The organism is Pedobacter sp. UC225_61 (assembly GCF_044452285.1).
Lineage (GTDB): Bacteria > Bacteroidota > Bacteroidia > Sphingobacteriales > Sphingobacteriaceae > Pedobacter.
Window position 1 is genome coordinate 2898924 of record NZ_JBIOAL010000001.1, and the last position, 22229, is coordinate 2921152.

Here is a 22229-nt window from a genome sequence, read left to right on the forward strand (position 1 = left end):
AGATTACTGATAATGTAATTTGCAGTTATTTTTCATTATCTTAGTGTTTCCTATACACTAACTAAAAACCAAATGAAATTATTATAGACAAGTCGATTGAAACCTTTCTATAGATAGTATCATTCTACTAAAAATGTACGCAAATGAACCACTTGAATGAACACCAGGGATTGTACCGTAAAAGCTTTGAACATGATGCCTGTGGTATCGGTTTCGTAGCACATGTAAAAGGGCGTAAATCGCACCAAATTATTTCGGATGCCATTACTATTCTCGAAAATCTAGATCACCGCGGCGCTTGTGGTGCAGAACCAAATACAGGTGATGGGGCAGGGATTATGATTCAAGTTCCTCATGAATTTTTATTCGATGAATGCTTAAGAACTGGTTTCAGTTTACCTGCTTATGGCGATTACGGAGTTGGCCAGCTTTTTTTACCTAAAGAAATTCGTGCTAGAGAGGAATGCCGTGAAATTATTTATCGGACTGCAGAAAAACTTGGATTAGAAATTTTAGGATTTAGAAAAGTACAAGTAGATACTACCGATATTGGGAATATGGCTCTTTCTGTAGAACCAGAAATAGAACAAGTATTTGTCGCTAGACCATATCATATTGCCGAAGGAGCTGATTTTGAACGTAAACTTTTTGTACTCAAAACCTATTTAACCAAAACAATTTATAACACCGTAGCTGGAAGTAAAGATGAATTTTATATTGTTTCATTTTCTTCACGCACTATTATATATAAAGGTCAACTTACTTCTTTGCAGGTTAGAACCTATTTTACAGAATTGAGTGATAAGCGAATGGTTTCGGCTTTTGGTTTAATCCATTCACGTTTTGCAACCAATACTTTCCCATCATGGAGACTAGCTCAACCCTTTAGATTTATTGCTCACAATGGTGAGATTAACACGTTACAAGGGAATTTAAACTGGTTTAGATCGAGTGTTAAATCTTTTGCATCACCGTATTTTACACCTGAAGAATTAAATATGATTCTTCCAGTAATTGATGAAACACAATCAGATTCTGGCTGTTTGGATAACGTGGTTGAATTATTATTGCATGCAGGTCGTTCTTTACCACATGTGTTAATGATGTTAATTCCAGAAGCTTGGGATGGTAATGACGATATGGATCCAATTAAAAAAGCATTCTATCAATTTCATGCATCATTAATGGAGCCGTGGGATGGTCCAGCAGCTATTGCATTTACCGATGGGAATTTAATTGGTGCAACTTTAGATCGTAATGGTTTACGTCCATCTCGTTATGTGCTAACTAGTGATGATCGTGTAATTATGGCATCAGAATCGGGAGCTTTAGCAATTGATCAGAGTACAGTAATTGAAAAAGGCAGATTAACTCCTGGAAAAATGTTTGTTGTAGACATGCAACAAGGTAGAATTATCAGCGATCAAGAAATTAAACAACAAGTTTGCAGCCGTAGACCATATGCAGATTGGATTAATCAATATCAAATTAGATTAGAAGAATTACCAGAGCCAAGGGTAATGTTTACCAATTTGGCATCAGATTCTATTTTTAAATATCAACAAGTATTTGGTTACAGTAGAGAAGATATCGATCTATTGTTAAAACCAATGGCCATTGAAGGTAAAGAGGCAATTGGCTCGATGGGAACAGATACACCATTGGCTATTTTGTCTAAACAACCTCAACATTTATCATCGTATTTCAAACAGTTGTTTGCTCAAGTAACTAACCCACCAATTGATCCAATTCGTGAAAAAGTGGTGATGAGTTTGGCTGGGTTTATGGGAAATAATGGTAATTTATTGGAAGAAAATCAAATGCAATGCCATTGTGTAGGTATTAAACATCCAATATTAACCAATTTAGAATTGGAAAAATTACGCAGTATCGATACAGGATTATTCCAATCTAAAACCTTGCAAATGTATTTTAGAGCTGATGGAAAACCAGGAGCAATGGCAAAAGCGTTAGATCGTTTATGTCGTTATGCGGTTGATGCTGTTGAAGATGGTTTCCAGGTTATTGTACTTTCAGATAGAGCAATTGATTCAGAACACGCTGCAATTCCTTCTTTATTAGCAGTTTCAGCTGTACACCATCACTTAATTAGAAAAGGTTATCGCGGTGCGGTTGGCATTGTAATAGAAGCGGGTGATGTTTGGGAAGTACATCATTTTGCTACGTTAATTGGCTTTGGTGCAACTGCTGTTAACCCTTATTTAGCATTAGAAACTATTAAAGGTTTTGATAAAGAAAGTGGCTTAAAATCTGAAAAATTAATATCAAATTATATTTACGCAGTGAACAATGGGTTGTTAAAGATCTTCTCTAAAATGGGAATTTCAACATTACAATCGTATCATGGTGCGCAAATATTTGAAATTTTAGGTATAAATGAACAAGTAGTAAATACACATTTTACTGGCGCCGTATCTCGCATAGGTGGATTAGGATTAGATGAAATTGCGCATGAAACCTTGATTAAACATCGTCGTAGTTTTGGTCCGAAAACACAAGCAGAACCAATTTTAACTGCTGGTGGAACCTATAAATGGAGAAGACGCGGAGAAAAACATTTGTTCAATCCGGAAACTATCCACTTATTACAAAATGCGACTAGAAGAAATGATTACGCTACGTTTAAGAGGTATTCTAAACTAATTAATGAGCAAACTCAGCAAGCCTATACTATCCGTGGCTTATTAGAATTTAACTATAACCGCAAAGCAATAGGATTAGAAGAAGTAGAATCAACCGAATCTATCTTAAAGAGATTTGCTACTGGAGCGATGTCATTTGGGTCGATTTCGCACGAAGCACATTCAACTTTAGCTATTGCTATGAACCGCATTGGCGGAAAAAGCAACACTGGAGAAGGTGGAGAAGATGAAATGCGTTATGAAAAACTAGCTAATGGCGATTCAATGCGCTCTGCAATTAAACAAATCGCTTCTGCTCGTTTTGGCGTAACTAGTTATTATTTAACCAATGCTGATGAGCTACAAATTAAAATGGCTCAAGGAGCAAAGCCTGGAGAAGGTGGTCAATTACCTGGTCACAAAGTAGATGATTGGATTGCAAAAGTTCGTCATGCTACACCTGGAGTAGGTTTAATTTCTCCGCCACCACACCATGATATTTATTCTATTGAAGATTTAGCGCAGCTGATTTTCGATTTGAAAAATGCAAATAGAGCCGCTAGAATTAATGTTAAACTGGTTTCTAAAGCTGGTGTAGGTACAATTGCAGCAGGTGTTGCTAAAGCGCATGCCGATGTAATTTTAGTTTCAGGTTACGATGGTGGAACTGGTGCATCGCCATTAACTTCTATTCAGCATGCTGGTTTACCTTGGGAATTAGGATTGGCAGAAGCACACCAAACTTTGGTAAAAAACAGATTGAGGAGTAGAGTAGTAGTACAAACCGATGGGCAATTAAAAACTGGTCGTGATATCGCTATTGCTGCTTTATTAGGTGCCGAGGAATGGGGAGTGGCAACTGCAGCATTAGTAACTTCTGGTTGTATTATGATGCGTAAATGTCATTTAAATACGTGTCCAGTTGGTGTAGCTACACAAGATCCAGAATTAAGAAAATTATTTACTGGTGATGCAGATCATGTGGTTAATTTATTCCATTTCTTAGCAGAAGAATTGCGTGAAATCATGGCAGAGCTTGGTTTCAGAACTGTAAATGAAATGATTGGTCAGTCGCAAATGCTTAAAACCAGAGAAATTGCCGACGGAGATTGGAAATTGAAATATGTAAACTTAGCTCCAATATTATACAAAGAGCCTGATAATGGTTTGCCATTGTATCAAACGGAGTTTCAAGATCATGGATTAGATACAGTTTTAGATCATCAATTAATTGAAAAGGCACAACCTGCTATTTTAAATAACGAACCTGTTTTCGCCAATTTCGATGTAAAAAACACTGATAGAGCGATTGGAACAATGCTTTCAAATGAAATTTCTAAAGTTCATAAGGGCTCTGGATTACCTGCTGATACGATTAACTTTAAATGTTTTGGCTCTGCTGGACAAAGTTTTGGTGCATTTGCTGCTAAAGGCTTAACTCTAACTTTAGAGGGGGAAGGAAATGATTACGTAGGTAAAGGATTATCAGGTGCTAAATTGGTTATTTATCCTTTTAGTGATATTAATTATGTGCCAGAACAAAACATTATTATTGGTAACGTTGCATTATATGGAGCCACTTCTGGCGAATTATATGTACGCGGAAAAGCAGGTGAACGCTTTGCGGTTCGTAACTCTGGGGCAACTACCGTTGTAGAAGGTGTTGGCGACCACGGTTGCGAATACATGACTGGTGGGGAAGTGCTAGTGATTGGAGATACAGGTAGCAATTTCGCAGCTGGAATGAGCGGTGGTATTGCATGGATTTACGATGTAAGCAAAACTTTTGCAAATAAATGCAATCCAGAAATGGTTGATTTAGATCCACTAGATGCAGAAGACGAAGAAAGAATTCAGACTTTATTAAAAAATCATATTCGATTAACTAGCAGTAGAGTTGCAGAATTTATCTTAAGCGATTGGGAAAATCAATCGGCACACTTTGTAAAGGTATTCCCTAAAGAATATAAAGCAGTTTTATTACAACGTCAACAAGTTAAAATCAATTAAGATGGGAAAAGTTACAGGATTTTTGGAGTACGAAAGAGTTTCGCCTACCAGACAACAACCTAGCGAACGCCTAGAACATTATAATGAATTTTTAAATCCACTTCCGGCAGAGCAATTGAATCATCAAGCTGCTCGTTGTATGGATTGTGGTGTGCCTTTTTGCCAATCGGGTTGCCCATTGGGTAATGTGATACCAGAATTTAACGATGCCGTTTATAAAGGTGAATGGTTAAATGCAACAGAGATATTATTAAGCACAAATAATTTTCCGGAATTTACGGGTAGAATTTGTCCAGCGCCATGTGAAAGCGCTTGTGTATTAGGTATCAATAAATCACCTGTTTCTATCGAAGAAATTGAAAAACACATTATTGAAATAGCTTTTGATAAAGGATATATCAAAGCAAATGCGCCATTAATTAGGACTGGTAAAAAAGTAGCCGTAATTGGTTCTGGTCCTGCGGGTTTAGCAGCTGCAGCTCAATTAAATAAAGCTGGTCATGAAGTGGTAGTTTTTGAACGTGATGATGTTCCTGGTGGCTTGTTAAGATATGGTATCCCAGATTTTAAACTACAGAAAGATGTGGTAGAGCGTCGCATTAAATTAATGGAAGAAGAAGGTATAGAATTTAAATGCAATGCTAATGTTGGCGAAAATGTAGAGTTAAGCACTTTGTTAAGAGATTATCAAGCATTAGTTTTAGCAGGTGGTTCAACTATTCCAAGAGATTTAAACTTACCAGGAAGAGAATTAGAAGGGATTTATCCTGCTATGGATTTCTTAAAACAACAAAATAAACGTGTTAGTGGAAGAAAAGTAGATGGAAAAGAATTAATTGCCACTGGAAAAAATGTAATTGTAATTGGTGGCGGTGATACAGGTTCTGATTGTATCGGAACATCGAACCGTCATGGTGCAAAATCGGTTACACAGTTTGAAATTATGCCAATGCCACCTCAAAGCAGAACAGAGCATATGCCATGGCCACAGTATCCAATGTTATTGAAAGTTACTTCATCTCACGAAGAAGGTGCACATAGAAATTGGGCTGTAAATACTCAAAAATTCAATGCCGATGAGAATGGTAATCTTAAATCGTTAAGCGTAATTGAAGTGCAGTGGGAAATTGATGCGAATGGAAGAGCTTTAGGCTTTAAAGAAATTCCAGGTACTGAAAAAGAATATCCTTGTGAGCTGGTTTTATTGGCGATGGGTTTCTTGCATCCTCAAAAACAGGGTTTATTAGAAAAATTAGGCGTAGAACTAGACGAACGTGGAAATGTAAAAGCAATTGAAGGTAATTTCCAAACGAATATCCCTAAAGTTTTTGCTGCTGGAGATATGCGTAGAGGTCAATCTTTAGTCGTTTGGGCAATTTCTGAAGGGAGAGAAACCGCTAGAAAAGTTGATGAATACTTAATGGGATATAGCAAATTACCATCGAAAGATGCGGTTGCGTATGCTTAAACTATAAACCGTCATTGCGAGGTGTTGTTCTTCACAAGCAATCTCAGACAATAAATTAAAAGCCACAGATTCGCAGATTAAAATCTGAAGATCTGTGGCTTTTTTAATTCCACTATGTTAAAAAGAGTTAATCTTGTTAAACTCTGTTAATCATTTACCTTCTGAACATATTATTATTAGCTTTAATTGTTAACCATAACTATAACATGAAAAAGCTATCAATCTTACTATTTCTCTTCTTCGGACTGCAAGGTTTCGCTCAAAAACAGATTAAAAATTATGTACAGAAAAACCTAAATACTATTCGAACTATTGATCCTGATTCCATAGATTTCTCTGATTTTGAAACTATTGGTAATGCGATAGGTAATTCAAGAATTGTGATGCTTGGAGAACAAGACCATGGTGATGCACCTACTTTTTTGGCAAAAACAAGATTGATCAAATATCTTCACGAGAAAAAAGGATTTAATGTGCTCGCTTTTGAAAGCGATTTTTTTGCATTAAATGAAGGCTGGGATCATTTGCAAAAACAAAAAAGTGCTATTGATGATTTTATACGACAAAATATCTTTTCCATTTGGACGAATTGCAAACAATGTGATAATCTTTTTTACACCTATGTTTCTAGAAGTTTTGCAACAAAAAATCCTATTACGATAAGTGGATTTGATAGTCAGGTTCATGGAAAATACAGTAACAACTTAAAAAAGTATATTGATGATTTTCTAAAAATGAATGATATTCCATTTATTAAATCCAAATTTTACGAAACTGAATTTCTGCCTTTTATAAATTCAACAAGAATAAGTAAAGATTTAACTAAGCATAAATTATTTATCAGTCAGGTTGATAGCATATTTAAACAGCTTCCTAAAAAGTGGGAAGGGAGTTTTGAGCTTTTAGTACTACACAATTTACAGGAGAGTTCTAAGAGCGGCATTTCTTTTCTAACAAAAGGAAAAGATTATATGGAAATACGGGATAAACAAATGGCTGAAAATTTAAAGTGGTTGGTTAATCAGAAATTTCCAGATCAGAAGATTATTGTTTGGGCACATAGTGCTCATATTTTAAAGAATAGAGATTTTATTATACCAAGATTAACAAATGAAAATTGGATTAACATGGGACATTTTTTTACACGTGATAGTTTATTAAATCAACAAACTTATATTGTTGGGTTTAGTTCTAAATATGGAACAGCTGGACGAATCACCATTCCAAATACATACAACGTGATTTCTCCAGCTAAAAACAGTTTTGAAACTTGGATTAACGATGACACAAAATATGCTTTTATAGATTTTAAACAATTCAGGGACTTAAATCCAAATTCACTTGAATATTTCAACATGAAAGGCAAATATCATAGCTATAATGAAGCTGTATGGACACAAGTATTTGATGGGATTTTTTATATAAAAGATATGTATCCTTGCGAAAAATCAGTTGCTAAATTTTAGTAGCTTGCATTAAAAATTCAACTATGTTTAAGCATTCCTTCTCGCGTTCAATTTTTGTATTCATATTATTTTGTCCACTTTTTATCTTTTCACAAACTAAAATTCCTTTTGAGTTAACCGCTTATAACAACCTAAAAATAAAGGCTATAATTAACCAGAAAGATACAGTAAACTTAATGTTTCATACAGCGGCAAATTCATTGACTTTAACGGAAGAAGCTACAAAGAAAATGAAAAACCTTGTTTTTGATCGTAGCGATAGTGTTAAAAGTTGGGGCGGAAATGGAAATTCATCGCGGTTTAGCAAAAGTAATGTGCTGCAAATTGGTGAGTTAAAATGGGAGAATATTCCGATTTGGGAAAACACCAATTCTGGCCAAGAAACAGATGGAAAATTCGGATTAGAGCTTTTTGCTAATAAAATGATCGAAATTAATTTTGATCAAAAACTGATTGTACTTTATAATGAGTTACCAACCAAAATAAAAGAGTTTGAAAAATTGAAACTCACATTTGAAGATGAAATGATGTTTGTAGAAGGTGAGTTAGGAATAGATCAACAAACAATGCACAATAAATTTTTGGTTCATTCTGGTTACGCCGGAACGATTTTACTAGACGATAAGTTTACAGTAGATAATGCTATTGATAGTCGGTTAAAAGTAATTGATGAAAAGACATTAAAGGATTCATTCGGTAATGTTCTGAAGACAAAAAAAGCGATAATTCCAATAGTTAAAATTGGACAAACGATACTAAGAGAAGCTCCAGTTAGCTTTTTTACAGGAGCACTAGGTCGACAAAAAATGAGCATTATGGGTGGAGATCTATTAAAGCGTTTCAATATTATCATTGATGCACAAAGAGCAAATATCTATCTGAAACCAAATAAATTAATGAATACAGCATATTGGAAAGGGTAGAGAATACCTATCAACATAGAATCCTTCTAAATTATCAAAACCTAGTAAAAACAAACTATGTTATTGCGATATTTAACTAAATATCCCATTGCATATTTTAATTGTTTCCTATGTCTGAAATTGACACTAACCAATCTGGTGATACTCGCCGCGATTTCTTAAAGAAAACTTCACTTTTTACTGCATTATCATTAACACCAATAACGGTTTTAAAAGCAGCAGATCAGAAAGTTGATGAACGTTTTGCAGATCTTTTTGAGAAAATCCCATTAAACTTAAAAGTCAACAACAAGCCTTATGCTTTAAAAGTAGAACCTAGGGTTACCTTATTAGATTTATTAAGAGAACAACTTCACTTAACAGGAACAAAAAAAGGTTGTGATCACGGACAATGTGGTGCATGTACGGTTCACGTTGATGGTGTACGTGTAAATTCTTGTTTGAGTTTAGCGGTAATGAACGAGGGGAAAAGCATCACTACAATTGAAGGTTTAGCTAAAGGCGATGAACTACATCCAATGCAGGCAGCTTTTATTAAACACGACGGTTTTCAATGTGGTTATTGCACACCTGGACAAATTATGAGTGCTGTTGCTTGTGTCCGCGAAGGTCATGCGAACTCAAAAGACGAAATTAGGGAATATATGAGTGGAAACGTCTGTCGTTGTGGAGCTTATCCCAACATAGTTGATGCAATACAAGAAGTTAAAGAAGGAGGGAAAGCGATATGATTAATTTTCAATTCGTAAGAACTTCAGTAATTAAAACTGCATTAAGTTTAATAGGTAAAGACCCAAAAGCAACATTTATTGCTGGAGGAACAAATTTGGTTGATTTAATGAAAAGGGGAGTTACTGCTCCAGAAAAATTAATCGACATTAATCATTTGCCTTTAAAACAAATTGAGTTAAAAAATAACGTTTTACATATCGGGGCATTAGTTTCTAATTCGGCATTGGCTGAGAATACATTAGTAAAAGAGAAATTTCCTTTATTAATGTTGGCTTTGCAAGCTGGCGCATCTGCACAATTAAGGAATGTTGCAACAGTTGGTGGTAATATGATGCAGCGTACTCGTTGTGGTTATTTTTACGATACAACAATGCCTTGTAACAAACGTCAGCCCGGAAGTGGTTGTGGCGCAATTGGTGGCTACAACAGAATGCATGCGATATTTGGTACATCTGAATCTTGTATTGCTGTACATCCGAGCGATATGTGCGTTGGTTTAGTCGCATTAGATGCACAAGTGGTACTAGCAAGTTCAAAAGGCGAAAGAAAAATCAATTTTATAGACTTCCATCGTTTGGTTGGAACAACACCAGAGAAAGATAATAATCTTCAAAAAGGAGAATTGATCGTTAGATTGGAAATTCCAGTAAACAATTTGAACAAGAATTTTCATTATCTAAAAGTGAGAGATCGCTCTTCTTACGCATTCGCTTTAGTTTCTGTGGCTGCTGCTTTAGAAATGAAGAATAATATAATTACCAATGTTCGTTTAGCAATGGGAGGAGTAGCACATAAACCTTGGCGTTTAAAACTAGTTGAAGAGTTTTTAAAAGGAAAACCAGCAACTACAACTACTTTCGAAGAAGCTGCAAAACTAGCCATGAAGGATGCTAGAGGTTTTGGAGAAAATGATTTTAAACTTAAACTAGCACCTAATACATTAATTGAAGCGTTAACGATAGCTAAATCTAAAGCCTAATGGAATTTTTTGTGGATGAAAATGACCGCGTTGACGGTGTAGATAAAGTAACTGGAAAAGCGAAATATTTTGCTGAATATCAATTACCTGGATTAACTTATGGGGTTTTAGTAACAAGTACGATCACCAAAGGGAAAATTACGTCTATTGATACCAAAGCTGCTAAGAATGCTCCTGGAGTTTTAGATGTATTGTCTCATTTGAATAAACCATCTGCTACTGGTTATGAGCAAACTGGTGGTTCACCAATGAAGATCTTTTATACAGATCAAGTCTTCTTTAATGGACAACCTATTGCAATTGTAGTGGCAGACACTTTTGAAAGAGCAACTTATGCAGCATCATTAGTTAAAGTAAGTTATGATAAAACTGCTTTTAATACTGATTTTGAATCGAGTATTAAAGATGCAAGTGTTAAAAAACTGCAAGGTCAGGCACCATACGTAAGAGGCGTAGCCGATGCTTATAAAACAGCAGAAGTAAAAGTTGAGCAGACTTACACAATGCCAGTTGAAACACATAATCCGATGGAATTGCATGGGATTATTGCAGATTGGAGAGCAAATGATCAAGTAACTGTTTATGCAAAAACACAAGGCGTAAAATCAACTCAAAATACCATTGCAAACGTCTTTAAAATACCAGCAGAAAACATTCAGGTTAATTCTCAATTTGTTGGTGGTGGTTTCGGAATGGCTTTGCGAACTTGGCCACTGGAAATTGCCGCAATTATGGCATCAAAAAAATTAAAAAAGCCTGTTAAGCTAGTTATTACTCGCGACCAAATGTTTACCATGGTTGGAAATAGACCAGCTGCTTATCAGAAAATTGGTTTAGGTGCTACAAAAGATGGAAAAATAACAGGAATTACTCATACTGCTTTTGGTCAGACCGCTACTTACGAGAATTTTACCGAAGGTGTGGTAAACATGACTAAGTTCATGTACGATTCGGAAAACGTAAATACAAACTATTATGTCATCCCATTAGATATGAGTGTACCTATTTGGATGCGTGGTCCTGGAGAAGCTACTGGAGCTTTCGCTTTAGAAAGTGCAATTGATGAAATGGCACATGCGTTGGATATGGATCCATTAGATTTTAGAACCAAAAATGACCCTGAAAAAGATCCATCGCAAAAGCGTCCATTTTCTAGTAAATATATTAAAGAGGCCTATAAATTGGGTGCGGCTAAAATCGGATGGAATAATCGGAAAAACAAACCTGGAAGTATCATTGATGGTTCTTGGAACATTGGTTATGGAGTAAGTGTAGGCGTATTTAATGCAGGTAGAGGTAAAGCAAGTGTAAAAGGGATTTTAAAAGCTGATGGCACGCTAGTTTTACAAAGTGCAACGAGTGATATTGGTCCTGGTACTGGAACTGGAATGACATTAATTGCCAGTAAATTAATGAATATTCCGGTTGATAAGATAGTTTTTGAATTAGGTGATTCTTCTTTACCGCCCGCCCCAAGTCAGGGTGGTTCAGCAACTTTATCTACAGTGGGAAGCGCTGTAAATGATGTTTGTGTTGCCTTAAAAGCGACGATTGCAGAGTTAGCAGCTAATTCCAATATGGATGCAACATCCAACTTTATTGATGTATTGAAGAAAAATAATCTACCAATGATTGAAAAAACAATTCAATCTTCACAAAATAATCCAGAAGCTAAAAATTATTCAATGTATTCCTTTTCTATCCACTTTGTGCAAGTAAAAGTGCATCAATTGACAGGTGTGGTAAAAGTGAGTAAGATTGTTTCAGTAGGGGATTCAGGAAAAATTGTAAGTCCAAAAACTGCCCGAAGTCAGATGGTTGGTGGAGCAGTTGGAGGTATTGGAATGGCATTAACAGAGGAAGCTATTCTAGATAATCGATATGGAAGATATGTAAACAATAATTTTGCAGATTATCATGTACCTGTAAATGCAGATGTGCCAGATATTGATGTGATTTTTATTGATAAACCTGATCCTATTGTTAATCCGATGGGAGCAAAAGGGATGGGGGAAATTGCATTAATTGGTTTTGCTGGTGCAGTTGCTAATGCAGTTTTTAACGCTACTGGTAAAAGAATTAGAAGTTTACCAATTACTCCAGATAAAGTTTTGCAAGCTTAGTCTATAACCACATAGACAGATAGGATCATAGAAAAAATTAAAGCCTATAAACTATTTTTCTATGTGGTTAATTTTACTTTTCACTAGGATTTTTCTTTCCAGCAGCTAATTTTTCTACAGTTTTAGAAATTCTATCTATTCTAGTTTTTTCTTGTTTGGCAGATAAAACCCAAAGCACATATTCTTTGCGATTAGAATAGGATAGACCTTGATAAAAATCAAAAGTTGAGGGTTGTTTTTTGAGTTCTATTGCTAAATCCTCTGGTAGGTTAATAATTTTGTTAGCTACATCAATATATTTCCCATAATCACTTTGGACAATTTCAGTATTTCCTAAACCTGATCTCTTTAATTCAGATTCTGGTTTAATTCTCAATGCTGTCCACGTTTCATCTATAGCAGCGGAACCACAAGGCGTTAAATTAAACGTTTTTAAATCATCCCAACTTTGCATTAGGTTTAAATCACTAGCTAATTTTGATTTTGCTTTGGGGTAAAAAATCCAGCAAATTGTTTTAGTACCTATTGTTTCTGTTTTTAAAGCATTTAATAAATCAGCTTTTGTAATTGCAAATACAAATAATCCATCAAATGCTGATACATCATTAAATAAAATATCAATGTCTGTTGGTATATTTCCTATGATAGCGGGAAAGTTTTCAGGAGCATTAAGAACCTTAACTTTAAAAGTAGGTTTAATTTGTAGTTTTTTGAGTAGCGTATTTTCCATATTAAATAAACAATGTTTCTTCTCCTCAATTAAAAGATCTCGTTAGAACTTTATTTTACAATCTCAATTTTGCAAAGAAATCCCAAAGTACAATTCCTGCAGAAATCACTATGTTAAAAGAATGTTTAGTGCCAAATTGTGGAATTTCTATACAGTTATCAATTTTTTGCATCACTTCATCACTTACACCATTTACTTCATTACCAAATATCAATGCATATTTTTTTTTCAAATCAGGCTTAAAAACGTTAAGCATGGTACTATTTTCAGCCTGTTCTATCGCGATTATTTCATATCCTTTTTGACGTAAGGTATCTACTGCAACCAACGTATCTTCAAAGTGAATCCAATCTACAGATTGTGTAGCACCTAAAGCTGTTTTCTCAATTTCACGATGTGGCGGTTGAGCAGTTATTCCACATAAAATTACTTTTTCTATCGAAAAACCATCTGCAGTTCTAAAAACAGAACCTACATTGTGCATGCTTCGCACATTATCTAACACTACAACAACAGGTAATTTATCCTGTTCCTTAAATTCTTTAATATCGACACGATTTAATTCATCGAGTTTTAACTTTCGCATTTTCTTTAATTTATTGCCGCAGATTCGCAGATTATATCAGCTTCAAAACTGATTAAAACATATTATTAAATTTTAAAGATTGATAGTTTAGGTTTAATAATCTGCGAATCTGCGGCTATTTTTATATTTTTTTCACACCATCACCAATTTGATGAATATAAATAGCTGCTGGATAACCAATTTTCGCTACATAGTAATCTGTTAATTGTTTTGCAAAATCTTCTTCATACCCTTTTTTAAGCAGAGCGATGGCACAACCACCAAAACCAGCACCTGTCATTCTTGCTGCGATAACATGTTCATAATCTTTACAAAAATCTACCACAGCATCTAATTCTTTACCTGTTACTTCATATAAATCTTTTAGTGATTGATGTGAAGCGTACATTAATCGACCAAATTCTTCTAACTCTCCAGCATTTAATGCTTTTGCTGCTAAATGAACTCTGTCGTTTTCTTTAACCACATGAGTTGCTCTTTTTAAAACAGTTTCATCAGCTATTAAATGACTATGTAAGGCAAATTTATCTGCCGTTAACTCACATAAATTATTTATTTTTATTTCATGTTGCAGTGCTTTTAAAGCGGTTTCACACTCTGCGACACGCTCATTGTATTTTGATTCCGATAGTTCTCTTACTTTATTGGTATTAATAATCGCTAAAACGTAATCTCCAAGATTACAATCAACTACTTTGTATTTTAATGTATCGCAATTTAAAACCAAGGCCTTGTCTGCTTCGCCAAAAGCAATAGAAAACTGGTCCATAATACCAGAGTTAACGCCTATAAATTCATTTTCTACTTTTTTCGAAAGTTTTACTAATGCTAATTTATCATTCCCTAAATCGTAATAATCATTTAAGGCATAAGCAGTAAGTACTTCAATTGAAGCAGATGAAGAAAGTCCAGAACCAATTGGAATATTACCAAAATATAGTAAGTCTAAACCGCTAGCATCCCAACCTTGCTGTTGTAATTCGTGAAAAACTCCTAATGGATAATTGTACCATTCTTTACAAGTTTTGCTGTATTGTTTTTGAAGCTGAAACGTTCCTTCCTCTTTAAAATTAATGCTACTAAATCTAATTACATTATCGTTATTTGGCGCTAAAAGTAACCAAGTACCAGCTGTAATTGCACATGGCATTACTAAACCGCCATTATAATCTATGTGTTCTCCTATTAAATTAACGCGGCCAGGAGCAAAGTAAGTAGCAGTTGGATGTTGCTTATATTTCTCAAAAAAGGTTTCGGATAATTGACTGTTCATATATGGTATTTTCTTCGCAGGGTTATAAGTTTATTTGTATTTTAGCTGACGGTCTAAGATACAATTTATGAAAGTAAAGCAGATAAATACAGGCAATTTTATTGATAAAAAAGAGGTAATTGCAGTCGAATTAAGTAACGATAAAGGAAGTTTGGTGAAAATATTTAATTATGGAACTATTATTAACCAATTTATAGTTAAAAATGCTAAAGGCGAACAACAAGACATTGTTTTAGGTTTCGATAAATTTGAAGATTATATTAGTCCAGCTTATTTATCCAATTACCCTTATTTTGGCGCTATCATAGGCCGTTATGCAAATCGTATAAAAAATGGACAATTTAACATAGATGGTATTGATTATCAATTAGCTAAAACCAATGGGAACGATTGTTTACACGGAGGCAAAATAGGATTTGATAAAAAAATGTGGGATATTATTAGTGTTGGAGAAGAACCACATGCCAGCGTAACTTTTCAGTATTTCAGCTTAGATGGAGAAGAAAATTTTCCAGGGGATTTAGCCGTACAACTTACGTTTGAACTTACTAATAATGATGAACTTATTTTAACCTATCAAGCAGATACAGATGAAGCTACACCAATTAACTTAACTCATCATAGTTATTTTAATTTATCGCCAACTGGCGGAAATATCGGCAAACATATTCATCAAATGAATGCATCTAATTATTTAGAGCAGGATTATAATTATGTGGTTACTGGCAAATTAATTCCTGTTGAAAATACAGCACATGATTTTAGAAAAGAAAAAGCTTTTGAGACAGATTGGGATGCAACTGAAGGCTATGATCAAACTTTTGTATTAGACAAAGAATACGGATCGTTAACCTTAGCTAGTAAAACTAATGAAACAAGTAGTGGTTTATCTTTGTTAGTGTACACAACCGAGCCAGTTGCACATTTATACACAGCAAAATATTTAGATGTTAAAAATGGTAAAGGTGGGAGAGATTATAATGCGTATGATGCTTTTTGCGTAGAGACGCAACATCATCCAAATGGACTTAATATCCCTCATTTTCCAAGTACTATTTTAAGACCAGAAGAAATTTATACTCAAACGACTATTTATAAAGTTTTAACCAAATAATTAACCATCATGTTTACACTCGAAAAAATAAAAGCTGCACATCAAAAAACTAAAACTGGAGTTGATTTTCCTCAATATATTGCAGATATTAAAGAAATGGGTGTGGCCAGATATGATGTGTATGTAATGAATGGAATGACGATTTATTTTGGTGATGGCGATTACACAGTAGAAAGTCCACCAGCATATGAAAATTTATTAATAGAAGAAGAATCGTCAGCAACGGATTTGAAAGAAGCTTTAAAAATCCATCAACAAGGCGAAACTGATTATCAAACCTTTTGTAAACAAGCAGCTTTTGCAGGCGTAGAAAAATGGATTACTGATTTAAATGCTATGACGGTAACTTATTTGGACATGGCTGGTCATGAACTTGTTGTTGAAGATATTCCAACAGTAGACTAGTTACAAGCGTTCTAAAACCATTTTAATTGCTTTTTCTACAATTTTCTCAGGCGTACTACTAAACTCAAACTTTACACGACTAGCTAATATCGCATTCACAGACAATGCTTTATGTCCTAATGTTTTGGCTAAGGCATAAATTCCTGCAGTTTCCATCTCTAAATTGGTAATTCTGGCTTTACCTTCTTCAAAACTATTTAATTGACTTATAAAATCAGGAACTGCATTTTTTGCTCGTACTTGTCGGCCTTGTGGAGCGTAAAAACCTGGAGCAGTTGCGGTAATTCCTTGTTCCATTCCTTTACCAATTGTTTGTAATAGACCTTGATCCGCAGCGGTTAAATAAGGATGAATACCTTTAATATGTGAAAAATGAGATTTAATGCTATCTAATAAACTATGTTCATCACCATAAATTTGATGCATGTAATAGTTCATTAACGCATCAAAACCTAAACCAAAAGAAGAAGCTAAAATAGTACCCATTGGGATATCAGCTTGTACTGCTCCAGAAGTACCAATTCTAATAATATCTAACGATTTTAATTCTTTCTTAATTTCTCTCGTAGTGAAATCAATATTTACTAGTGCATCTAATTCATTAAAAACAATATCGATATTATCGGTACCAATACCAGTAGAAAGTACGGTAATTCGTTTTTTTCCAAGATAACCTGTGTGCGTTATAAACTCCCTTTTTCCTTTTTTAATTTCAATAGAATCGAAATGTTTACTGATTTCAGAAACACGATCCAAATCGCCCACTGTAATAACTGTATCTGCAATATCTTCTGGAAGTAAGTTTAAATGGTAAATGCTTCCATCTGGATTGATAATTAAATCAGCTTCTGATAATTTTGCCATAACAATAGGTATTTGGTATAAACAAACTTAATAAAATAAGTTCATTGGTATTGGTAATACATGAGTTAAATAGTACTTACATATTTAATTTCAACGCCTTCAACCTTTTCTAATTTACCTAAAACAGTATTCAAATTTGACTTTCTGACTTCAAACTTAACTACACATTTCGTGTCAAATTCCTGATTAAGGACGGTTAATTGTTCTTCTTTTATAATGCGCATAACAGTATTCATCTCCAAATAATCAAAATGAATTTCATACACATCGTTTACTGTTTTTGTAATGATTTCATTTACTGCAAGTGCCTCAACAGTAGCGGTTTTATACGCGTTAATTAAACCTGGAACACCTAACAAAGTTCCTCCAAAATAACGAACTACAACTACGATAATATTTGTAACTTCTGCGGAAAGTAGCGTGTTTAGAATTGGCCTCCCTGCAGTTCCAGAAGGTTCTCCATCATCATTTAATTTAAAAATACTTCTATCTGGCGACAAACGTAAAGCCCAGCAAAAATGCCTTGCTTTGCTATGCTCTGCTTTAATTTTTGAGATGATATTTTTAATTTCAGTTTCGCTAGAAATAGGAAAAGCATAACCAATAAACTTACTACCCTTATCTCTAAAAATACCTTCGGAAGTGGTTTTTATAGTTTTATACCTATCGTCAAACAGCATGCAATTTCGATATAGTGATCAATGCAATGGCTATTAATGCCAGTAATAAACCAGTATAATTCAGTTTGCTCAATCTTTCCTTAAATAAGATGATACCAATTAAACTTCCAATTATAATTACGCCAATATTCATTGCCGCAAACACAGTTGATGGTTGGTCTGCCATAGCTCTGTGAGCCTTTAGATAGAATAAAATATTTCCAAAATTGAAAAAACCCAATACGCAGCCACAAACAAAGTTAATGAGTTGAATTTTGGTTTTCTTAGTAATGGCTAGATATAAAATATAGAGCAGAGAAAATACAAAAGCAATACAAAAAATTAGAAATAATGAAGTGGTATAAGGAATAACTGTAATTTGGCTAACAAGTTTAAAAAGCACATCAATTGCTCCAAAACCAACAAAAACTAACAATAAATACCACCATGTATGTTTTGACGATGGACTTCCAGCTTTACGATAAATAGTAAATATTATCGCCATAAAACCAATAATTAGGCCTACATATTTTAAACGATCAAAGCTTTCATTAAATAAGAAATAAGCTGCACAAAGCGATATAAATAAGGATAAACGTTGTGCAATATCAGTTCTTGCTAAGCCGGTTTGTTGTACGGAAAAACCCTGAATTAGAAAAATTGCGGGAAGCAATAGGCCAAGTAAACTATAAATAGGAGAGATGACACTTAAATTGATCGGGCTAAAATCGGGTTTAAAAAAGAAAGCACTCAACCCAATAGCGAATAAATAATTCCACGTTACGGCTTGCATAATGTTAATTTGATAACGTTTAGCCAGTTTAAGCAAAACGCCAACAATAACACTGCAACTAATACTTAAAATTAAATAAATCATTTTTGTGAGTAAGGTGAATAAATTTTTAATTCGTCGGTGCCAATTTGTAAAGTCTCTACTATATTTCCTTTCAAATAAGGAGCTTTAATACCATCATTCCATTCGGTTTTAGCTGTAAAGACTCTTGCTTCATCCCATAAATTAGCCGTTATGAACTGATTTAAGATTTGAGCGCCACCTTCTATTATTACGGATTGAATATCCATTAAATACAATTGAAAAGCTATTTTTTGCGCTAAATAAAACTGCATGTCTTCCATTTGCACAAAGTGGATATTGTTAATTACATCAGTCTTTAATTCATTAAAAATGATGGTTTTAGCTTCCTTGTTGTAAATATGGTGAGTCTCAGGAATTTCTAAAATTCTATCAATTACAATGCGGATAGGGTTTTTTCCTTTTACACTTCTAACTGTTAACTGTGGATTATCAATTAATGCTGTTTGTTTACCAACTACTATTGCATCTTCTTCACTTCTCCATTGATGCGTTAATTGTTTAGCTTCAGGACCAGAAATCCATTTTTGTGTCGTATCGGTTGGGGCAAAATAACCATCAGCAGTTTGTGCCCATTTTAGGATAATGAATGGTCGTTGTTGTTCAATTCTAGTGAAAAATCTACGATTTAAAAAACTACATTCATCTGCCAAAATACCTGTAACCACAACAATTCCTGCAGTTTTCAATTTTTCAATCCCTTTACCATTCACACCAGAAAATGGATCGGTATTACCAATTACAACTTTCTTTAACTGATGTTTAACTAGTAAATCTGCACAGGGTGGAGTTTTGCCAAAGTGAGCACAAGGTTCTAAGTTAACGTAAGCAGTTGCATTTTTAAGTAGGGAAGAAGCTTCATCTCCAAATTTAGAAAATACATCATTTATCGCATTAACTTCGGCATGTGCTTCACCAAATTTCTGATGATAACCTTCTCCAATAATTTTGCCTTCCTGAACTATTACGCAACCAACCATAGGATTAGGGCTTACATTGCCCATTCCTTTTGCGGCTAATTCCAAACAACGTCGCATGTAAAGTTCATCACTCATTAGTGCAAAAGTAAATTATTGTCATGATTATAGCTATTTTTACCACAAATGAAATTAAAGGAATTAGCAACAAAGTTTAGCACAGATTTAAATTCACTTTATCCAGAAGGTGAAGCTCACGCATTATTTCTACTAACGCTTCATCATTTGTTAGGCCTAAGCAGAGCTGATTATCTTTTAAAAAAAGAGCAAGCTATTTCCATAGCTGATATTTCAAAATTCGAAACTGTTTTAAAAGAACTCCAAACTGGCAAACCTATTCAATATATTATCGGTGAAGCACATTTTTATGGTTTAACACTCAAAGTAAATGAGTCTGTTTTAATCCCACGACCAGAAACTGAAGAACTAGTAGAGTGGATAATATCAGTTTACAATTCTCAATTTGCAGTTGATAGTTCGGATGTTAAAAGCGTCAATCGTCAATCGTCAATCAAAAATATACTTGATATTGGTACAGGAAGCGGTTGCATCGCCATTGCATTAAAGAAAAATTTGCCAGACACAGCAATCTATGCATTAGATATTGCAGTAGATAGTTTAGAAATAGCAAAACAAAATGCAGAGTTAAACAATGTTAAAATAGAATTTATACATCAAGATATACTTACACCTTCCATTTTACATCTTCCATCTTCCATTTCTATAATTGTAAGCAATCCGCCATATATTACAGAAAACGAAAAAGCAGAAATGCATTCAAATGTTTCATCACATGAACCGCATAGAGCTTTATTTGTAAGCAACAAAGAACCATTGATATTTTACGAAGCCATTGCAAATTTTGCATTAAAAAACTTACAACAGAACGGCCTACTTTTCTTCGAAATTAATGAATATTTAGGTCAACAAACAGTTAGTTTATTAAAAGATAAAGGCTTTAAAAACATTGAGTTAAAGAAAGATATGCAAGGAAAAGATAGAATGATCAAGGCAGGTTTATAAAATTAAGATCTCGGATGAAATTGCGTAATCACACTCCTTAGATAATCTCGATCCAAGTGTGTATAAATTTCTGTTGTTGTAATACTTGCATGACCCAACATTTCTTGTACAGCACGTAAATCGGCACCGCCTTCTATTAAATGTGTAGCAAAAGAATGCCGTAAGGTATGGGGACTAATACTTTTATGAATGCCTACTTTGACAGCTAGTGTTTTAATTAAATTAAACACAGAAATCCGAGATAAACGACTACCAGATCGATTTAAAAAGATATAATCTTCATTTCCTTTCTTAATAGACAAATGAACTCGTATTTGGCTCACATAAATTTCTAATAGTTTTAAAGCTGTAGAACCTATTGGCACTAAACGCTCTTTATTTCCTTTTCCAATTACTTTAATGAACTCGGTTTCAGCATAAATATTAGAAATTTTCAACTCCACTAATTCAGTAACACGTAAGCCACAACCATACAGCATTTCGATAATAGCCTTATTGCGCATTCCCTCAGGTTTAGAAGCATCAATAGCATCAATTAATTGATCTATTTCATGAATATTTAATGTGTCAGGGAGCTTTCTAGTCAGTTTAGGTGATTCTAATAAAGCAGTAGGGTCTTCTAAAATGATCTGCTCTTGCATTAAATACGTAAAAAAAGCTTTAATACCCGATATTACTCTAGCCTGCGTATTGGCTTGCATCCCAACATCATTCAACCAGGATATAAATTCCCTTAAGTCACTTAATTGCAGCTTACTAAGTATAAGATCTTTATCAATTGCTAAATAATACTGCACCAACTTATGTACATCATTCAAATAAGCATCGATAGAATGTTTAGAAAGCGAACGTTCTAACTTCAAATAATCCTTAAATCCTTTTAGGTAAGATTGGGTATTCATTATATTTACTGAGATTTTTTTACAACATTGCAACGTTACAACATTTTAAACTTACATCTTAATGAAGATACAAATTATAAATGGCCCAAACTTAAACCTAATAGGTCAGCGAGAACCCACAATTTATGGTTCTGAAGGATTTGATAGTTATATTTCGCAACTGCGGAATTTGTATAGCATTATAGAAATTGACTATTATCAAAGCAATGTAGAAGGAGAATTGATTAATAAATTACACGAAGTTGGTTTCTCTTACCATGGTATTATCATTAATGCTGGCGGTTACACACATACTTCTGTAGCATTGGCAGATGCAATTGCAGCCATTAAAACTCCAGTTGTAGAAGTGCACATTTCTAATATTTATGCTCGCGAAGAATATCGTCATGTATCTCTAACAGGAAAAAATTGCAAAGGCGTACTTACAGGTTTTGGTTTAGATGGATATCGTCTGGCCATAGAAAGCTTTTTAAAATAAT

At 34.2% G+C, this 22229-nt stretch carries 19 protein-coding genes; 11 read left to right on the forward strand and 8 right to left on the reverse strand.

Features of this window, described 5'->3' with window-relative positions:
* The first annotated feature begins 143 nt into the window (after positions 1-143).
* From gltB to ACHMWN_RS13275, 7 genes are all read left to right on the forward strand, one after another.
* Complete coding sequence (gene gltB, locus ACHMWN_RS13245) at positions 144-4652, forward strand: glutamate synthase large subunit (protein WP_397301878.1); 4509 nt, start codon at positions 144-146, stop codon at positions 4650-4652.
* 1 nt (position 4653) lies between these two features.
* Entirely contained in the window at positions 4654-6120 is a 1467-nt protein-coding gene (locus ACHMWN_RS13250; RefSeq protein WP_397301880.1) for a glutamate synthase subunit beta, read from the forward strand.
* 206 nt (positions 6121-6326) lie between these two features.
* Positions 6327-7586, forward strand: a complete 1260-nt coding sequence (locus tag ACHMWN_RS13255; RefSeq protein WP_397301882.1) for an erythromycin esterase family protein — start codon at positions 6327-6329, stop codon at positions 7584-7586.
* A gap of 23 nt (positions 7587-7609) precedes the next feature.
* The gene (locus ACHMWN_RS13260; protein WP_397301884.1) at positions 7610-8509 is read left to right on the forward strand and encodes a retropepsin-like aspartic protease; all 900 of its coding nucleotides are present in this window, start codon (positions 7610-7612) and stop codon (positions 8507-8509) included.
* 110 nt (positions 8510-8619) lie between these two features.
* Positions 8620-9240 carry a (2Fe-2S)-binding protein gene (locus ACHMWN_RS13265; RefSeq protein WP_397301887.1) on the forward strand — a complete coding sequence of 207 codons (621 nt, stop codon included), beginning with the start codon at positions 8620-8622 and terminating at the stop codon, positions 9238-9240.
* A complete protein-coding gene (locus tag ACHMWN_RS13270) occupies positions 9237-10220 on the forward strand; it encodes an FAD binding domain-containing protein (protein ID WP_397301890.1) in 984 nt (327 codons plus the stop codon). Before ACHMWN_RS13265 ends, ACHMWN_RS13270 begins: the two co-directional genes overlap by 4 nt.
* Positions 10220-12343 (forward strand): xanthine dehydrogenase family protein molybdopterin-binding subunit, encoded by a 2124-nt coding sequence (locus tag ACHMWN_RS13275; protein WP_397301893.1) that lies wholly within the window; start codon positions 10220-10222, stop codon positions 12341-12343. The genes ACHMWN_RS13270 and ACHMWN_RS13275 overlap by 1 nt, the downstream gene beginning before the upstream one ends.
* Positions 12344-12416: 73 nt before the next feature.
* Here the strand turns inward: ACHMWN_RS13275 and ACHMWN_RS13280 are convergent, their stop codons facing one another.
* The 3 genes from ACHMWN_RS13280 to ACHMWN_RS13290 form a co-directional block, all read right to left on the reverse strand.
* The gene (locus ACHMWN_RS13280) at positions 12417-13073 is read right to left on the reverse strand and encodes a YdeI family protein (protein ID WP_397301896.1); all 657 of its coding nucleotides are present in this window, start codon (positions 13071-13073) and stop codon (positions 12417-12419) included.
* Between the two features lie 55 nt (positions 13074-13128).
* Positions 13129-13659 carry an RNA methyltransferase gene (locus tag ACHMWN_RS13285; RefSeq protein WP_397301899.1) on the reverse strand — a complete coding sequence of 177 codons (531 nt, stop codon included), beginning with the start codon at positions 13657-13659 and terminating at the stop codon, positions 13129-13131.
* Positions 13660-13780: 121 nt separating this feature from the next.
* The gene (locus tag ACHMWN_RS13290; RefSeq protein WP_397301901.1) at positions 13781-14932 is read right to left on the reverse strand and encodes a galactokinase; all 1152 of its coding nucleotides are present in this window, start codon (positions 14930-14932) and stop codon (positions 13781-13783) included.
* A 67-nt stretch (positions 14933-14999) separates the two neighbouring features.
* On the opposite strand from ACHMWN_RS13290, the gene ACHMWN_RS13295 reads away from it, so the two are divergent.
* Positions 15000-16046: an aldose epimerase family protein gene (locus tag ACHMWN_RS13295; protein ID WP_397301904.1), complete on the forward strand. Its 1047-nt coding sequence runs from the start codon at positions 15000-15002 to the stop codon at positions 16044-16046.
* Between the two features lie 9 nt (positions 16047-16055).
* Positions 16056-16451, forward strand: coding sequence for a DUF1398 domain-containing protein (locus tag ACHMWN_RS13300; RefSeq protein ID WP_397301906.1), 396 nt, complete (start codon positions 16056-16058; stop codon positions 16449-16451).
* Here the strand turns inward: ACHMWN_RS13300 and ACHMWN_RS13305 are convergent, their stop codons facing one another.
* From ACHMWN_RS13305 to ribD, 4 genes are all read right to left on the reverse strand, one after another.
* Complete coding sequence (locus tag ACHMWN_RS13305; protein WP_397301908.1) at positions 16452-17315, reverse strand: nucleoside phosphorylase; 864 nt, start codon at positions 17313-17315, stop codon at positions 16452-16454.
* A 65-nt stretch (positions 17316-17380) separates the two neighbouring features.
* Positions 17381-17995 (reverse strand): IMPACT family protein, encoded by a 615-nt coding sequence (locus ACHMWN_RS13310; RefSeq protein WP_397301911.1) that lies wholly within the window; start codon positions 17993-17995, stop codon positions 17381-17383.
* Positions 17985-18851, reverse strand: coding sequence for an EamA/RhaT family transporter (locus ACHMWN_RS13315; protein WP_397301913.1), 867 nt, complete (start codon positions 18849-18851; stop codon positions 17985-17987). The genes ACHMWN_RS13310 and ACHMWN_RS13315 overlap by 11 nt, the downstream gene beginning before the upstream one ends.
* Positions 18848-19903, reverse strand: coding sequence for a bifunctional diaminohydroxyphosphoribosylaminopyrimidine deaminase/5-amino-6-(5-phosphoribosylamino)uracil reductase RibD (gene ribD, locus ACHMWN_RS13320; protein ID WP_397301916.1), 1056 nt, complete (start codon positions 19901-19903; stop codon positions 18848-18850). The genes ACHMWN_RS13315 and ribD overlap by 4 nt, the downstream gene beginning before the upstream one ends.
* Positions 19904-19951: 48 nt before the next feature.
* Between ribD and prmC the strand changes: the two genes are divergently transcribed.
* Positions 19952-20848, forward strand: a complete 897-nt coding sequence (prmC, locus tag ACHMWN_RS13325; RefSeq protein WP_397301918.1) for a peptide chain release factor N(5)-glutamine methyltransferase — start codon at positions 19952-19954, stop codon at positions 20846-20848.
* A 2-nt stretch (positions 20849-20850) separates the two neighbouring features.
* Here prmC and xerD read toward each other — a convergent pair whose 3' ends face one another.
* Positions 20851-21750: a site-specific tyrosine recombinase XerD gene (gene xerD / locus ACHMWN_RS13330; protein ID WP_397301919.1), complete on the reverse strand. Its 900-nt coding sequence runs from the start codon at positions 21748-21750 to the stop codon at positions 20851-20853.
* A gap of 61 nt (positions 21751-21811) precedes the next feature.
* Between xerD and aroQ the strand changes: the two genes are divergently transcribed.
* The gene (aroQ, locus tag ACHMWN_RS13335; RefSeq protein ID WP_397301920.1) at positions 21812-22228 is read left to right on the forward strand and encodes a type II 3-dehydroquinate dehydratase; all 417 of its coding nucleotides are present in this window, start codon (positions 21812-21814) and stop codon (positions 22226-22228) included.
* The last annotated feature ends 1 nt before the right edge of the window (position 22229 follow it).

What these genes read in the sequence shown, in the direction of transcription:
- gltB (WP_397301878.1), top strand. Translation starts at nt 144, where the DNA reads ATGAACCACTTGAATGAACACCAGGGATTGTACCGTAAAAGCTTTGAA.
- ACHMWN_RS13250 (WP_397301880.1), top strand. Translation starts at nt 4,654, where the DNA reads ATGGGAAAAGTTACAGGATTTTTGGAGTACGAAAGAGTTTCGCCTACC.
- ACHMWN_RS13255 (WP_397301882.1), top strand. Translation starts at nt 6,327, where the DNA reads ATGAAAAAGCTATCAATCTTACTATTTCTCTTCTTCGGACTGCAAGGT.
- ACHMWN_RS13260 (WP_397301884.1), top strand. Translation starts at nt 7,610, where the DNA reads ATGTTTAAGCATTCCTTCTCGCGTTCAATTTTTGTATTCATATTATTT.
- ACHMWN_RS13265 (WP_397301887.1), top strand. Translation starts at nt 8,620, where the DNA reads ATGTCTGAAATTGACACTAACCAATCTGGTGATACTCGCCGCGATTTC.
- ACHMWN_RS13270 (WP_397301890.1), top strand. Translation starts at nt 9,237, where the DNA reads ATGATTAATTTTCAATTCGTAAGAACTTCAGTAATTAAAACTGCATTA.
- ACHMWN_RS13275 (WP_397301893.1), top strand. Translation starts at nt 10,220, where the DNA reads ATGGAATTTTTTGTGGATGAAAATGACCGCGTTGACGGTGTAGATAAA.
- ACHMWN_RS13280 (WP_397301896.1), bottom strand. Translation starts at nt 13,073, where the DNA reads ATGGAAAATACGCTACTCAAAAAACTACAAATTAAACCTACTTTTAAA.
- ACHMWN_RS13285 (WP_397301899.1), bottom strand. Translation starts at nt 13,659, where the DNA reads ATGCGAAAGTTAAAACTCGATGAATTAAATCGTGTCGATATTAAAGAA.
- ACHMWN_RS13290 (WP_397301901.1), bottom strand. Translation starts at nt 14,932, where the DNA reads ATGAACAGTCAATTATCCGAAACCTTTTTTGAGAAATATAAGCAACAT.
- ACHMWN_RS13295 (WP_397301904.1), top strand. Translation starts at nt 15,000, where the DNA reads ATGAAAGTAAAGCAGATAAATACAGGCAATTTTATTGATAAAAAAGAG.
- ACHMWN_RS13300 (WP_397301906.1), top strand. Translation starts at nt 16,056, where the DNA reads ATGTTTACACTCGAAAAAATAAAAGCTGCACATCAAAAAACTAAAACT.
- ACHMWN_RS13305 (WP_397301908.1), bottom strand. Translation starts at nt 17,315, where the DNA reads ATGGCAAAATTATCAGAAGCTGATTTAATTATCAATCCAGATGGAAGC.
- ACHMWN_RS13310 (WP_397301911.1), bottom strand. Translation starts at nt 17,995, where the DNA reads ATGCTGTTTGACGATAGGTATAAAACTATAAAAACCACTTCCGAAGGT.
- ACHMWN_RS13315 (WP_397301913.1), bottom strand. Translation starts at nt 18,851, where the DNA reads ATGATTTATTTAATTTTAAGTATTAGTTGCAGTGTTATTGTTGGCGTT.
- ribD (WP_397301916.1), bottom strand. Translation starts at nt 19,903, where the DNA reads ATGAGTGATGAACTTTACATGCGACGTTGTTTGGAATTAGCCGCAAAA.
- prmC (WP_397301918.1), top strand. Translation starts at nt 19,952, where the DNA reads ATGAAATTAAAGGAATTAGCAACAAAGTTTAGCACAGATTTAAATTCA.
- xerD (WP_397301919.1), bottom strand. Translation starts at nt 21,750, where the DNA reads ATGAATACCCAATCTTACCTAAAAGGATTTAAGGATTATTTGAAGTTA.
- aroQ (WP_397301920.1), top strand. Translation starts at nt 21,812, where the DNA reads ATGAAGATACAAATTATAAATGGCCCAAACTTAAACCTAATAGGTCAG.